11 protein-coding genes are annotated in these 12,939 nt (G+C 60.9%); 1 reads left to right on the top strand and 10 read right to left on the bottom strand.

Annotated elements, in window-relative coordinates; genetic code table 11:
• Nucleotides 1-272: 272 nt before the first annotated feature.
• Entirely contained in the window at nucleotides 273-2,087 is a 1,815-nt protein-coding gene (locus ACQ4MJ_RS03845; RefSeq protein ID WP_431149941.1) for an ABC transporter transmembrane domain-containing protein, read from the top strand.
• Between the two features lie 164 nt (nucleotides 2,088-2,251).
• Here the strand turns inward: ACQ4MJ_RS03845 and ACQ4MJ_RS03840 are convergent, their stop codons facing one another.
• From ACQ4MJ_RS03840 to nuoG, 10 genes are read right to left on the bottom strand one after another with little or no spacing between them, the layout of a single operon-like run.
• Nucleotides 2,252-2,740 carry a DUF1178 family protein gene (locus tag ACQ4MJ_RS03840; RefSeq protein WP_431149944.1) on the bottom strand — a complete coding sequence of 163 codons (489 nt, stop codon included), beginning with the start codon at nucleotides 2,738-2,740 and terminating at the stop codon, nucleotides 2,252-2,254.
• 24 nt (nucleotides 2,741-2,764) lie between these two features.
• Entirely contained in the window at nucleotides 2,765-3,070 is a 306-nt protein-coding gene (locus tag ACQ4MJ_RS03835; protein WP_055393246.1) for a DUF2818 family protein, read from the bottom strand.
• 25 nt (nucleotides 3,071-3,095) lie between these two features.
• Nucleotides 3,096-4,589, bottom strand: a complete 1,494-nt coding sequence (gene nuoN / locus ACQ4MJ_RS03830) for an NADH-quinone oxidoreductase subunit NuoN (RefSeq protein ID WP_055393244.1) — start codon at nucleotides 4,587-4,589, stop codon at nucleotides 3,096-3,098.
• 13 nt (nucleotides 4,590-4,602) lie between these two features.
• A complete protein-coding gene (locus ACQ4MJ_RS03825) occupies nucleotides 4,603-6,078 on the bottom strand; it encodes an NADH-quinone oxidoreductase subunit M (protein WP_055393242.1) in 1,476 nt (491 codons plus the stop codon).
• 12 nt (nucleotides 6,079-6,090) lie between these two features.
• Complete coding sequence (gene nuoL / locus ACQ4MJ_RS03820) at nucleotides 6,091-8,136, bottom strand: NADH-quinone oxidoreductase subunit L (protein WP_055393240.1); 2,046 nt, start codon at nucleotides 8,134-8,136, stop codon at nucleotides 6,091-6,093.
• 31 nt (nucleotides 8,137-8,167) lie between these two features.
• Complete coding sequence (gene nuoK / locus ACQ4MJ_RS03815) at nucleotides 8,168-8,476, bottom strand: NADH-quinone oxidoreductase subunit NuoK (protein WP_005793248.1); 309 nt, start codon at nucleotides 8,474-8,476, stop codon at nucleotides 8,168-8,170.
• Nucleotides 8,473-9,141: an NADH-quinone oxidoreductase subunit J gene (locus ACQ4MJ_RS03810; protein ID WP_055393238.1), complete on the bottom strand. Its 669-nt coding sequence runs from the start codon at nucleotides 9,139-9,141 to the stop codon at nucleotides 8,473-8,475. Before ACQ4MJ_RS03810 ends, nuoK begins: the two co-directional genes overlap by 4 nt.
• Nucleotides 9,142-9,191: 50 nt before the next feature.
• Nucleotides 9,192-9,704 (bottom strand): NADH-quinone oxidoreductase subunit NuoI, encoded by a 513-nt coding sequence (gene nuoI, locus ACQ4MJ_RS03805; protein WP_010463942.1) that lies wholly within the window; start codon nucleotides 9,702-9,704, stop codon nucleotides 9,192-9,194.
• A gap of 12 nt (nucleotides 9,705-9,716) precedes the next feature.
• Nucleotides 9,717-10,799 carry an NADH-quinone oxidoreductase subunit NuoH gene (nuoH, locus tag ACQ4MJ_RS03800; RefSeq protein WP_055393236.1) on the bottom strand — a complete coding sequence of 361 codons (1,083 nt, stop codon included), beginning with the start codon at nucleotides 10,797-10,799 and terminating at the stop codon, nucleotides 9,717-9,719.
• Nucleotides 10,796-12,931, bottom strand: coding sequence for an NADH-quinone oxidoreductase subunit NuoG (nuoG, locus tag ACQ4MJ_RS03795; RefSeq protein WP_121420709.1), 2,136 nt, complete (start codon nucleotides 12,929-12,931; stop codon nucleotides 10,796-10,798). The genes nuoH and nuoG overlap by 4 nt, the downstream gene beginning before the upstream one ends.
• Nucleotides 12,932-12,939: the final 8 nt, after the last annotated feature.

Genomic DNA, 12,939 nt, shown 5'->3' with positions numbered 1-12,939 from the left:
CAGTAGATACTGGGACTAATGCCTATGTATAAACGCCTACGCTTTCGGACATCGCGACCTTCGGCGGTGCCCATGGCAACGGTGCACAGGCACGGCATCGCCCGCCCTTGCTGGTTTTGGAGGCGATACCCCGCACAAAGCGGTCTGTGGCTCGCCCCCGCTCACGCGTCAGCCCGCCAGGCAGAACACTGACTTTTTTCTTACATCTTGTCTTGCCAGTGCCACGATGGCGCGCCCAGCGGCGCATGGACGGTCCCTCTACACTGCCCCCCATGGCTTCCACCCCCACTCAACCCTCCAGCGGCGCCCCACGGTCCCTGACGGGCCTCCTTCCCTTTCTGCGACCGTACCGCGCACGCATCGCGCTGTCGGTGGTGTTCCTGGTACTGGCAGCGCTTGCCACCCTGGCCTTCCCCCTGGCCTTGCGCAACCTGGTCGATGGTGGCCTGGTGAACCCCGACAAGGGGGCCCAAACCATGGCGCTGCGCAATCACTTCGAAGCGCTGTTTGCCGTGGCGGTGGCACTGGGGGTGTTCTCCGCCGCGCGGTTTTACATGGTGAGCTGGCTGGGCGAGCGGGTGACCGCCGACCTGCGCAACGCGGTATACGGCCATGTGCTGCAACAAAGCCCGCAGTTCTTTGAGACCACCCAGACCGGCGAAGTGCTGTCGCGCCTGACCACCGACACCACGCTGGTACAGACCGTCGTCGGCTCCTCCCTGTCGATGGGACTGCGTAACGCCGTGATGGGGGTCGGGGCGTTGGCCATGCTGGTGTGGACCAACCCCTACGTCATGTCGGTGGTCATGGTGGCCGTGGTGCTGGTGGTGCTGCCCACCATGTGGATCGGCAGGCGCGTGCGGCGCCTGTCGCGCGACAGCCAGGACCGGGTGGCCGATTCCAGCGCCATCGCGGCCGAGGTGCTCAATGCCGTGCCGGTGGTGCAAAGTTACACGGCAGAACCCCGCGAGACCACCCGCTTCATGCAGGCCACCGAGAACGCATTCCAGGTCGCCATCAAGCGCACCGGGGCCCGCGCCCTGCTCGTGGCCTTCATCATCATTGCAAACGCCGCACTGCTGCTCTGGGGGCTGTACCGGGGCACGGAGGCGGTGCTGGCGGGCAAGATGACAGCCGGGCATCTGGGGCAGACCGTGGTGTATGTGATCTTGCTGGCCGGTGCCGTGGCCGTGCTGGGCGAGGTCTATGGCGATCTGCTGCGCGCTGCGGGCGCCACGGAGCGGCTGATGGAATTGCTCGCGACCCGATCGCCGGTGGCAGACCCGATCGCGCCGCAGGACCTGCCTGTGTCGGAACGGGGGCTGGAGGTGGAGTTTGAGAACGTGTGGTTCCACTACCCCTCGCGCCCCGACCAGCCCGCGCTGCACGACTTTACGCTGCACCTGACGCCGGGCGAAACGGTGGCGCTGGTGGGCGCCAGCGGCGCAGGCAAAACCACGGTGTTCCAGCTGCTGCAGCGCTTTTACGACGTGGACACCGCGGCACAGGGCCAACCCCAGGGCGCCATCCGGCTCAACGGTGTGGACATCCGCCAACTGCGCCTGGAAACCCTGCGCTTGCACACGGGCACCGTGCCGCAGGACGCCGTGATTTTCTCGGCATCGGCCATGGACAACATCCGCTACGGGCGCCCCCAGGCGACAGACGAAGAAGTCATGGCAGCCACACGTGCCGCCTTTGCACACGACTTCATCATGGCGCTGCCCGAGGGCTATGGCACTTTCCTGGGTGAACGGGGCGTGCGGCTGTCCGGCGGCCAGCGACAGCGCATTGCCATTGCGCGGGCCATGCTCAAAAACCCGCCCCTGCTCCTGCTAGACGAAGCCACCAGCGCGCTGGACGCAGAGAGCGAACGCATGGTGCAGGCGGCGTTGGATACCGCCATGCAGCGCCACACAGGTCGGCGCACCACGCTGGTCATTGCCCACAGGCTGGCCACGGTGCAGAACGCGGACCGCATTGTGGTGCTGGAACATGGGCGCATCGTTGAGCAAGGCACCCACACGGCCCTGCTGGCGCAAGGCGGCGTCTATGCCCGTCTGGCGGCGTTGCAGTTCACGGTGTAACGCCCGCACTGTCGGATCGCGGCCAGCAGTGGGGGTTTACGGAGGGTTTCCGGCTAATCCCAGGCCGCCCCTCATATTGATATCAAATTGATAGCAATACTGTCTTACCCATCAAGCGCCAGCAGTCTATAACATTTAATATTTTGGCCCCAAGCATCGATGGCCTACTGGAGCGTTTCCTTGGCGGCGGCGGGCAGAGGCAAGGGCATGACGGCGATCCCCTCCTCCAGCAACTCCATCGCCTCATCCGGAGTGGCCTGCCCGCGAATCGCGCGCTCCTGCACCTCACCGTGGTGTATGCGCCGGGCCTCCTGCGCAAAGCGCGCACCCACATCCTCGGTATTCGCGACGATCTTGCGGGCAAGGTCCAGCCAGGCAGCCTGTAATGCGGGGGGAAGTGCGGGAGGGTTTCCGACCTGGTGGAGACTGCCGCCCTCGGGTGCGGCAGACGGTGTAGGCATGGCTGACGGTGCAGCTGGCTCGCGCGCCCCCAGGTTCAGCCGGGGAGCACTCAAGCGTTTTTCAATGTGATCGTCCGCGCACAGCGGGCATTGCACCAATCCACGTTGCTTCTGGCCCTGGAAATCGTCTTCCGACGCGAACCAGCCTTCAAAGACATGGCCCTGCCGGCATTGGAGATCAAGCACCTTCATGGCAAACCTTGGGCACGCCGGCCATCAGCCGTGGCGGCGCAGCAGGTAACGGTAAACAAAACCTGGAAAGGCGAGTGTGAGGAACAGCGTCCCGGTGATCGCATAGAACTCCCAGCCTTGCGAAGCAATCTGCCCGGCCCTGCGTTCCAGCAACAGCGCCAAGCCACCCACCAGAAAGTACAGCAGGATCAGCTCGCCCAGGCGGCCCACCAGCGGCTTTCTCGGATTGGACTGCGGCCCCACCGCCAGCCAGCGGTGGTTGACAAAAGGCAGGTTGGCAGCAATGAACGCTGCCACGATGACCAGCCAGACGGACCCGGTTAGCGACACAGGAACAGCAGGCAGTGGGGAAGGCTTAGGTGGCCAGCGCGCGCACGACAGCGTCAGCGCAAAGGGCCATCAAGCCGCCGGGCAGAAGGCCCAGCACCAGCAGGAGCGCGCCGTTAAGGGTCAGCACCACACGCACATCCGCCGGGGCGGACACATTCGAGGCCGTCAACGGTGCATCGAAGTACATGACCTTCACCACCCGCAGGTAGTAGAAGGCGCCGATCAGCGACATGATCACCGCGAACACCGCCATCGCGATGTACAGGGTCTGGCCTGAGGCCACCAACGCCTGCAGCACGGCCAGCTTGGCGTAGAAACCCACGAGCGGCGGAATACCGGCCATCGAGAACAGGCACACGGCCATCACACCGGCGTACAGGGGGCTGCGCTGGTTGAGGCCGGCAAAGTCCGAAATTTCCTCGCTTTCGAAGCCTTCGCGGGCCAGCAGCAAGATCACGCCAAAGGCTGCCAGCGTGGTGAGCACATAGGTCACCACGTAGAACATCGAGGCGCTGTAGGCGTTCTCAACGGCCGTAGCATCCACATTGCCGTTCACCACACCCGACATCAGACCCAGCAGCACAAAGCCCATTTGCGAAATGGTGGAGTACGCCAGCATGCGCTTGAGGTTGGTCTGCGCGATGGCGGCCAGATTACCCACGAGCAGTGAGCCAATCGCCAGCACTGCCAGCATCTGCTGCCAGTCGATGGCCAAGGGCAACAACCCGTCGACCAGCAGGCGGATGGTGATAGCAAACGCTGCCAGCTTGGGCGCGCCACCGATCATGAGCGTGACCGCCGTGGGAGCACCCTGGTAGACGTCGGGAATCCACATGTGGAAAGGCACGACACCCAGTTTGAAGGCCAAGCCGGCCACCACGAACACGAGGCCGAAAACCAGCACCTGGTGGCGAATCTGGCCTGAATTGACGGCCTTGAACACCTGACCGATATCGAGCGAACCCGTGGCGCCGTAGATCATGGACAGGCCGTACAGCAGGAAGCCGCTGGCCATGGCGCCGAGCACGAAATACTTCATGGCCGCTTCTGTGGCCGTGGCGTTGTCACGGCGCAGGGCCACAAGCGCGTAGCTCGACAGGGTCAGCAGTTCCAGGCCCAGGTAGATCACGAGGAAGTTGTTGCCCGAGATCATGATGAACATGCCAAGCAGCGCAAACATCGACAAGGTGAACATCTCGCCGCCACGCATCATGCCGCGATCTGCCGCGTAGGGTCGGGCATAGACCAGCGTGATCATCATGGCCACCGTGGCAAAACACTTGAGCCAGTTGCCCATGGCATCGCTCACCACCATGTTGCCAAACCCATAGAAGGTGTTGCCGCTGCTGGCGTACATGGCCTGCAATCCAGCCACCACGGCGAGCGTGAGCAGGGTGAGCACGTAGGTGGCGGTGCGGCGGGCGCTGTGCACGCCCAGGTCGACCAGCGCGATCACGCAGGCCATGGTCAACAGCACGATTTCGGGGTAAATCGCGAGCCAGCTGATGTTGTCAATCATCTTCTTGAATCTCTTAGTTCAGCTTGGACAGCGCAACATGCTTGAGCAGTTCCGCCACCGAGGTGTCCATCACGTCCGTGAACGGACGGGGATACAGGCCCATGGCCAGTACGGCAATGCCCAGCAAGGCAAGCACCAGGAATTCGCGGCTGTCGATGTCGGTCAGGCCCTTGACGTTGTCATTGCCCACTGGCCCCAGGTATACGCGCTTGAACATCCACAGCGTGTAGGCGGCACCAAAGATCAGCGCAGTGGCGGCGGCCAGACCGATCCAGAAGTTGGCCTTGACAGCGCCAAGGATCACCATCCACTCGCCCACAAAGCCGGCAGTGCCTGGAAGGCCGCAGTTGGCCATCGCAAACAGCAGCGCAAAGGCCGTGAAGTTGGGCATGGTGTTGACCACACCGCCGTAAGCGGCGATTTCACGCGAATGCACGCGGTCATACAGCACGCCAATGGACAGGAACATCGCGCCCGAGACAAAGCCGTGGGCAATCATCTGCACCAGACCGCCAGACACGCCCAAATCGTTGAAGATAAAGAAGCCCAGAGTCACAAAGCCCATGTGCGCCACAGACGAATACGCCACCAGTTTCTTCATGTCCTTCTGGACCATGGCCACCAGACCCACATAGATCACGGCAATCAGCGACAGGGCAATCATCAGCCAAGCCCACTCGCGCGAGGCATCGGGGGCGATGGGCATGGAGAAACGCAGGAAGCCGTATGCGCCCAGCTTCAGCATGATGGCGGCCAGCACGGCGGAGCCTCCGGTGGGCGCCTCCACGTGCACGTCGGGCAGCCAGGTGTGCACCGGCCACATGGGCACCTTCACGGCAAACGCCGCAAAGAAGGCAAAGAACAGCAGCGTCTGCGCCGTACGGCTCAGCGGCAACTGGTGCCACGTGGCAATGTCGAAGCTGCCGCCCGACTGGTTGTACAGGAAGATCAGCGCGATCAGCATCAGCAGCGAACCGAGCAGCGTATACAGGAAGAACTTGAACGCCGCGTAGATCTTGTTGGGGCCACCCCAGATACCGATGATCAGGTACATCGGAATCAGCGTGGCTTCGAAGAACACGTAGAACAGCATGCCGTCCAACGCCGTGAATACGCCAATCATGAGGCCCGACAGGATCAGGAAAGCCCCCATGTACTGGTTGACGCGCTCGGTGATGGACTCCCAGGAAGCCACTACGACGATGACCGTGATGAATGCCGTCAGCGGCACGAACCAGAACGAGATGCCATCCACACCCAGGTGATAGTGGATGTTGAAGCGTTCGATCCAGGCTGCCTTCTCGACAAACTGCATCGCCGCCGTGCCCAGCTGGAACCCATCGTACAGGGGTAACGTCACCAGGAAGCCAACCACGGCCCCCACAAGCGCCAGCCACCGCACCGCGCGGGCATGCTCATCCCGCCCAATGGCCAGCAGCAGTACACCGAAGGCAATCGGTGCCCAGATTGCAAGACTCAACAGACCCATTTGTTGTTTTCCTTATTTGATGAGCTGCAACAGAGCATCGCCCCAGACAAACCAGGTCATCAGCGCGAAGACACCCAGGATCATCACCAGCGCGTAGTGGAAGATAAAGCCCGACTGCATCCAGCGCACGATGCCGGAAACTCCACGCACCAACTTCCAAGAACCGTTCACGAGAGCGCCGTCGATGATGGCCTGATCGCCTACCTTCCACAGCCCGACACCCAGCGCACGAGCACCACGGGCGAGGATGTTCTCGTTGATCCAATCGAGGTAATACTTGTTCTCAAGCAAGGTGTAGAGCGGCTGGACACGTGCCTTGATGCCCGCAGGCAGCGCAGGATTGACCATGTACATGTAGTACGAAGCAGCTACCCCCGCCAAAGCAAGCCAGAAAGGCGCTGTCTGCAGACCATGCAGTGCCATCCCCACCGGACCGTGGAAGATTTCTGCCAGCTTCGCCATGGCCGGGTGCTTGGCCGCATCGACAAAGATCACGTCCTTGAAGAAGTCACCAAACAGCATGGGCTGGATGAACATGAAGCCCACCACCACCGAAGGAATGGCCAGCAGCACCAGCGGCACCGTCACCACCCAGGGGGATTCGTGTGGCTTGGCATCGTGCCCGTGGTGATCATCATGACCATGGTGGTCGTCATGGTGCGCATCCGGGTTCTGGTCGTAGCGCTCCTTGCCATGGAAGACCAGGAAATACATGCGGAACGAATAGAACGCCGTGATGAACACACCTGCGAGCACGGCAAAGTGCGCAAAACCGGCTGCGGGCAGTTGGCTGAAGTGCACGGCCTCAATGATGCTGTCCTTAGAGTAGAAGCCCGAGAACAGCGGTGTACCGATCAACGCCAGCGAACCCAGCAGTGAGGTGATCCAGGTGATGGGCATGTACTTGCGCACGCCGCCCATCCAGCGGATATCCTGGTTGTGGTGCATGCCCATGATGACCGAGCCGGCCCCGAGGAACAGCAGCGCCTTGAAGAACGCGTGGGTCATCAGGTGGAACACGGCCACCGAGTAAGCCGATGCGCCCAGCGCTACGGTCATATAACCCAGCTGCGACAGCGTGGAATAAGCCACCACGCGCTTGATGTCGTTCTGGATGATGCCCAGGAATCCCATGAACAACGCCGTGATGGCACCAATCACGAGGATGAAATTCAGGGCCGTATCAGACAGTTCAAACAGGGGCGACATGCGCGCCACCATGAAAATGCCCGCGGTCACCATGGTTGCCGCGTGGATCAGCGCCGAGATAGGGGTTGGACCTTCCATCGAGTCGGGCAACCACACGTGCAGCGGGAACTGGGCCGACTTGCCCATCGCGCCAATGAACAGGCAGATGCAGATCACGGTGATCAGCATCCAGTCGGTGCCGGGGAATGGCAGACCACCCAGTTCACCCGTCTTCGCGAACACTTCGCCGTAGTTCAACGTGCCAGCGTAAGCTGCGATCAAGCCAATGCCCAGGATGAAACCGAAGTCGCCCACCCGGTTGACCAGAAAGGCCTTCATGTTGGCAAAGATCGCCGAAGGCTTGTTGAACCAGAAGCCGATCAGCAGGTAAGACACCAAGCCCACGGCTTCCCAACCGAAGAACAGCTGCAGCAGGTTGTTGCTCATCACCAGCATCAGCATGGAGAACGTGAACAACGAGATGTAGGCGAAGAAACGGTTATAGCCGTCGTCCTCTTCCATGTAGCCAATGGTGTAGATGTGCACCATCAGCGACACAAAGGTCACCACGACCATCATCATGGCGGTGAGGCTGTCCACCAGGAAGCCCACTTCCATCTTCAGACCACCAACAACCATCCAGGTGTACAGCGTCTCGTTAAAACGCGCGCCATCGATCGCAACGCTCTTGAGCGTCATCGCAGACAACACGAACGCCACGAGCACGCCCAGGATCGTCAGGGTATGGCTCAGGCGTCGGCCTATCCAGTTACCACCAAAGGTCGTACCAAAGATGCCGGCCAGCAAAGCACCCGCCAGCGGAGCCAGTGGCACGGCCAGGAGCGTTGAAGCAGAGAGGGTTTGACTCATTCTTGAGAACCTTGGGAATACGGGTAGCCCATCAACCCTTGAGGGTGTTGAGGTCTTCCGCGTTGATGCTGGACTTGTTGCGGAACAGCAGCACCAGGATGGCCAGGCCGATGGCCGATTCGGCTGCCGCCACGGTCAGGATGAAGAACACAAACACCTGGCCGTGCATGTCGCCCAGGTAGTGGGAGAAAGCCACGAAGTTCATGTTCACCGCCAGCAGCATCAATTCGATGGCCATCAGCAGCACGATCAGGTTCTTGCGGTTCAGGAAAATCCCGATCACCGCGAGCGCGAACAACATCGCACCCAGCGAGAGAAAGTGTCCCAATGTCAGCGTCATGCTTTTTTCTCCTCGACGGCCGGCTCTGCCTGTGCCTCGTCCACCGGCTTCTGGGTCGCTGCGACCTTCACCACTTCCAGGCGGTCCGCAGCACGGACGCGGATCTGCACCGAAGGATTGATGGCCTTGCTGTCCTTGCGCTGGCGCAGGGTGAGCGCAATGGCGGCAATCATGGCCACCAGCAGAATCACAGCTGCGATTTCAACGGGATAAAGGTATTCGGTGTAAAGCAGCTTGCCCAACGCCTTGGTGTTCGAATACGGGACCACCTGCCCCGCAGCATCCACCATGGTGGCGACGGCCTTGGGCTCGTCCATGCCACGAAACCCGCCCATCAGCACAGCGGCCATTTCCAGCGCAATCAAAGCGCCTACCGTGGCGGCCAGGGGAAAGTGCTTCCAGAAGCCTTTGCGCACCGTGTCGATGTGAATATCAAGCATCATCACGACGAACAGGAACAGCACCATCACCGCGCCCAGGTACACGAGCACCAAGGCAATGGCGAGGAATTCGGCTTTGAGCAGCAACCACACCGCTGCCGCCTGCGAAAACGCGAGGATGAGATAGAGCACGGCATGCACAGGATTGCGCGCAGTGATCACCCGGAAGGCTGCAAACAGCAGCACAACCGAGAAGAGGTAGAAGAAACCAGTCTTGGCGTCCATGAATCGGGTCTTTATAGAAAGTCTGGCAAAGAGGCTGAAGCCTGCACCGCTCAGCGGTACTTGGCGTCCGCAGCCTTGGCTGCCGCAATTTCACCTTCGTACCGGTCGCCCACGGCCAGGAGCATGTCCTTCGTGAAATACAGATCGCCACGCTTTTCGCCGTGGTATTCAAAGATGTGCGTCTCCACGATGGAATCCACCGGGCAGCTTTCTTCGCAGAAACCGCAGAAGATGCACTTGGTCAGATCGATGTCATAGCGAGTGGTGCGGCGGGAGCCATCGGCACGGACGTCTGACTCAATCGTGATCGCCATGGCGGGGCAAACGGCCTCGCACAACTTGCAGGCGATACAACGCTCTTCCCCGTTGTCATAGCGTCGCAGCGCATGCAGACCGCGAAAACGGGGTGAAAGAGGCGTCTTCTCTTCCGGGAACTGCACAGTCACCTTGCGGCGAAAGGCATAGCGGCCCGTGAGGGCCATGCCCTTGAGCAACTCCACGAGCATGAAGCTCTTGAAGAAATCCTTGAACGAAAAAGGTGCAGCAGCAGCAACAGCAGTCATTTGTGTCCCCGCTTATTTCCAGATATTCCAAGGCGAGAGCAACCACCCGCCGACAAACAACAAATACACCAGCGTGACTGGAATAAAGATCTTCCAGCCCAGACGCATGATCTGGTCATAACGGAAACGGGGGAAGGTCGCCCGGATCCAGATGAACATGGACACCACAAGGAAGGTCTTGATACCCAGCCAGATCCAGCCGGGAATCCAGTTGAACAACGCACTGTCGATGGGGGGCAGCCAGCCGCCAAGGAACATCAGTGCAGCCAGGATGGAAACGAGCCACATGCTGGCGTACTCAGCCAGGAAGAAGATCGCAAAGCCCATGCCGGAATACTCCACCATGTGGCCGGCCACGATTTCCGCCTCGCCTTCCACCACGTCAAACGGGTGGCGGTTCGTTTCAGCAACCCCAGAGATCAGGTAGACCAGAAAAATGGGCAGCAGCGGGAGCCAGTTCCAGGACAGGAAGGTCAGGCCCTTATCCGCAGCCATGCCACGCCCCTGCCCCATCACGATTTCGGTCAGGTTCATGCTACCGGAGACCATGATCACGACCAGGAAGCAGAAGCCCATGGCAATTTCGTAGCTCACCATCTGTGCGGAAGCACGCAGCGCACCGAGAAAAGCATACTTGGAGTTCGAGGCCCAGCCAGCGATGATCACACCATAGACCTCGATCGAGGTGATGGCCATGACCAGCAGCAGACCTGCATTCACATTGGCCAAGGCCACATCGGGGCCAAAGGGAATAGCCACCCAGGCAGCCAGTGCCGGCATGATGGCCATGACAGGTCCCAGGACAAACAAGCCCTTGCTGGCCGCCGTGGGCTGGATGATTTCCTTGGTCAACAGCTTCAGCGCGTCAGCGATAGGCTGCAGCAACCCCATGGGACCCACGCGGTTGGGTCCATGGCGCACCTGCATGAAGCCCAGGAGCTTACGCTCCCACAGCGTGAGGTAGGCCACCGCACCCATCAAAGGCGCCAGGATACAAACGATCTTGATCAGGATCCAGAGCACCGGCCAGACGATGCCAGTCCACCACCCAAAAGAAAGCAGGTTCAGGCCCGCGTTGTAGATCGCGTCGATCATGCGGCCACTCCTTCACGTGCCATGCGCGCGTCGGCAGTGAGCTGCAACGACGTGGAACGGCGCACCAGGCCGTCCAGTTGATAGATGGATGCGACCACGGGTTCACCTGCTGCGGCTGTCGCAGCGACTGGCACCGTCCTCACAGCGTTCGACATCTGAGCAGCCGCCAATTGCGTGACCGTGCCCGCTGGGGCATTCGTGGCACGGGCCAGCACGTCCTGCGAGGTTTCAAAGTCGAAGCCCGGCACACCCAGCAGATTGGCCAGAACGCGCAGAACCTTCCATGCAGGACGGGCGTCACCCAGAGGGCGCACCACGGCGTGGAAGCTCTGCAGACGGCCTTCCGCATTGACGAAGCTGCCAGACGTCTCTGTGAACGGGGCAATTGGCAACAAAACGTCACTGAACTCCATGTTGGCCTTGAAGGGGCTCAACGTGATCACCATGTCTGCACCAGACAGCGTGGCAGCAGCACTGGCGCCCGCAGCGGAGTCGTACACCGGCTCAGTATTGAGCAACAAGGCTGCCTTCAGACCACCGGAAAGCATCTGGCCCGCATTCAAGCCACCATTGACAGGATGAGCCCCCACGAACTGAGCACCCACCGTATTGGCGGCTTCCGTCAGGTAGCCGACGGATGCCCCCGTGTTCTCACCAATCCAGTTGGCCAGCGCCAGCAATTGCGTAGCCTGTGCATGGTGCGCAGCTGCGTTGCCCAACAACAGCGCCTTGCGTTCGCCACCCAGCAGGGTACGGGCGATCGCCAAGGCACCCTCGGTCACGGCACCTGCCCCAGCAGGCGCAGAAGCACCCTTTTCCTGCGCCACCGCAGCAGCGATGCCGCCAAGCGCCGCCACCCATTGGGCAGCAGGCTGCAGCAGGGAGTGTTTCACCGGCATTGCCCAGTCGGCCAGGGCCGAATCGACCACACTGACCTGACAGCCGTGGCGTGCTGCCTGGCGAATGCGCTGGGCGAACAACGGATGGTCCTTGCGCAGGTTGGAGCCCACCACAAGCACACTCTGCAACGTGGACAACGAGGCAATGGACGTGCCAAGCCAGCGGATACCTTCGGGCGCGGCAAATTCAGCATTGCGCAGGCGGTAGTCAATGTTGTCACTGCCCAGACCACGCACCAGTGCGGAAGCCAGGTACAACTCTTCGACCGTGCTGTGCGGACTGACCAGAGCGCCAATGCTGTTGGCGCCGTGGTCATTCTTGATGTTCTTCAAACCGTTGGCGACGTATTCCAGTGCGGTCTGCCAATCGACCTGCCTCCACACCCCGCCCTGCTTGAGCATCGGCTGGGTCAGGCGTTCGTCGCTGTTGAGCGATTCGTACGAGAAACGGTCACGGTCGGCAATCCAGCATTCGTTGACAGCCTCATTCTCGAATGGCACCACGCGCATGACCTTGTGGTTCTTGACCTGAACAATCAGGTTGGAACCGGTCGAATCGTGGGGGCTCACCGAACGGCGGCGCGACAACTCCCAAGTACGGGCGCTGTATCGGAAAGGCTTGCTCGTGAGCGCACCGACGGGGCAGATGTCGATCATGTTGCCCGACAGCTCGGAGTCCACCGTATCACCGGTGACCGTTGTGATCTCCGAGTGCTCGCCGCGATGGATCATGCCCAGCTCCATCACGCCGGCCACTTCCTGGCCGAAGCGCACGCAACGGGTGCAGTGGATGCAACGGCTCATTTCCTGCATGGAAATCAACGGGCCAACATCCTTGACAGGCACCACGCGCTTTTCTTCTTCGTAGCGAGAAGAAGAGCCGCCGTAGCCCACGGCCAGGTCCTGCAACTGGCATTCACCGCCCTGGTCGCAGATGGGGCAATCCAGCGGGTGGTTGATCAGCAGGAACTCCATGACTGACTGCTGGGCTTTGATAGCCTTGTCGCTCTTGGTGCGCACGATCATGCCCTGCGTCACCGGCGTAGCGCACGCTGGCATGGGCTTGGGAGCCTTTTCCACATCTACCAGGCACATACGGCAGTTGGCAGCGATCGAAAGCTTCTTGTGGTAGCAGAAATGCGGAATGTAGGTGCCCGCCTTCTCGGCCGCATGCATCACCATGCAGCCTTCGGCGACTTCCACTTTCTGACCGTCCAGTTCAATTTCAACCATATGTTTTC

Origin of the sequence: Acidovorax facilis (genome assembly GCF_050626955.1) — a bacterium.
Lineage (GTDB): Bacteria > Pseudomonadota > Gammaproteobacteria > Burkholderiales > Burkholderiaceae_C > Acidovorax > Acidovorax facilis.
This window is presented reverse-complemented; position numbering and strand designations above follow the sequence as displayed.

Coding starts and splice junctions, on each gene's coding strand:
- ACQ4MJ_RS03845 (WP_431149941.1), top strand. CDS start 273: ATGGCTTCCACCCCCACTCAACCCTCCAGCGGCGCCCCACGGTCCCTG.
- ACQ4MJ_RS03840 (WP_431149944.1), bottom strand. CDS start 2,740: ATGAAGGTGCTTGATCTCCAATGCCGGCAGGGCCATGTCTTTGAAGGC.
- nuoN (WP_055393244.1), bottom strand. CDS start 4,589: ATGATTGACAACATCAGCTGGCTCGCGATTTACCCCGAAATCGTGCTG.
- ACQ4MJ_RS03825 (WP_055393242.1), bottom strand. CDS start 6,078: ATGGGTCTGTTGAGTCTTGCAATCTGGGCACCGATTGCCTTCGGTGTA.
- nuoL (WP_055393240.1), bottom strand. CDS start 8,136: ATGAGTCAAACCCTCTCTGCTTCAACGCTCCTGGCCGTGCCACTGGCT.
- nuoK (WP_005793248.1), bottom strand. CDS start 8,476: ATGACGCTGACATTGGGACACTTTCTCTCGCTGGGTGCGATGTTGTTC.
- ACQ4MJ_RS03810 (WP_055393238.1), bottom strand. CDS start 9,141: ATGGACGCCAAGACTGGTTTCTTCTACCTCTTCTCGGTTGTGCTGCTG.
- nuoI (WP_010463942.1), bottom strand. CDS start 9,704: ATGACTGCTGTTGCTGCTGCTGCACCTTTTTCGTTCAAGGATTTCTTC.
- nuoH (WP_055393236.1), bottom strand. CDS start 10,799: ATGATCGACGCGATCTACAACGCGGGCCTGAACCTGCTTTCTTTTGGG.
- nuoG (WP_121420709.1), bottom strand. CDS start 12,931: ATGGTTGAAATTGAACTGGACGGTCAGAAAGTGGAAGTCGCCGAAGGC.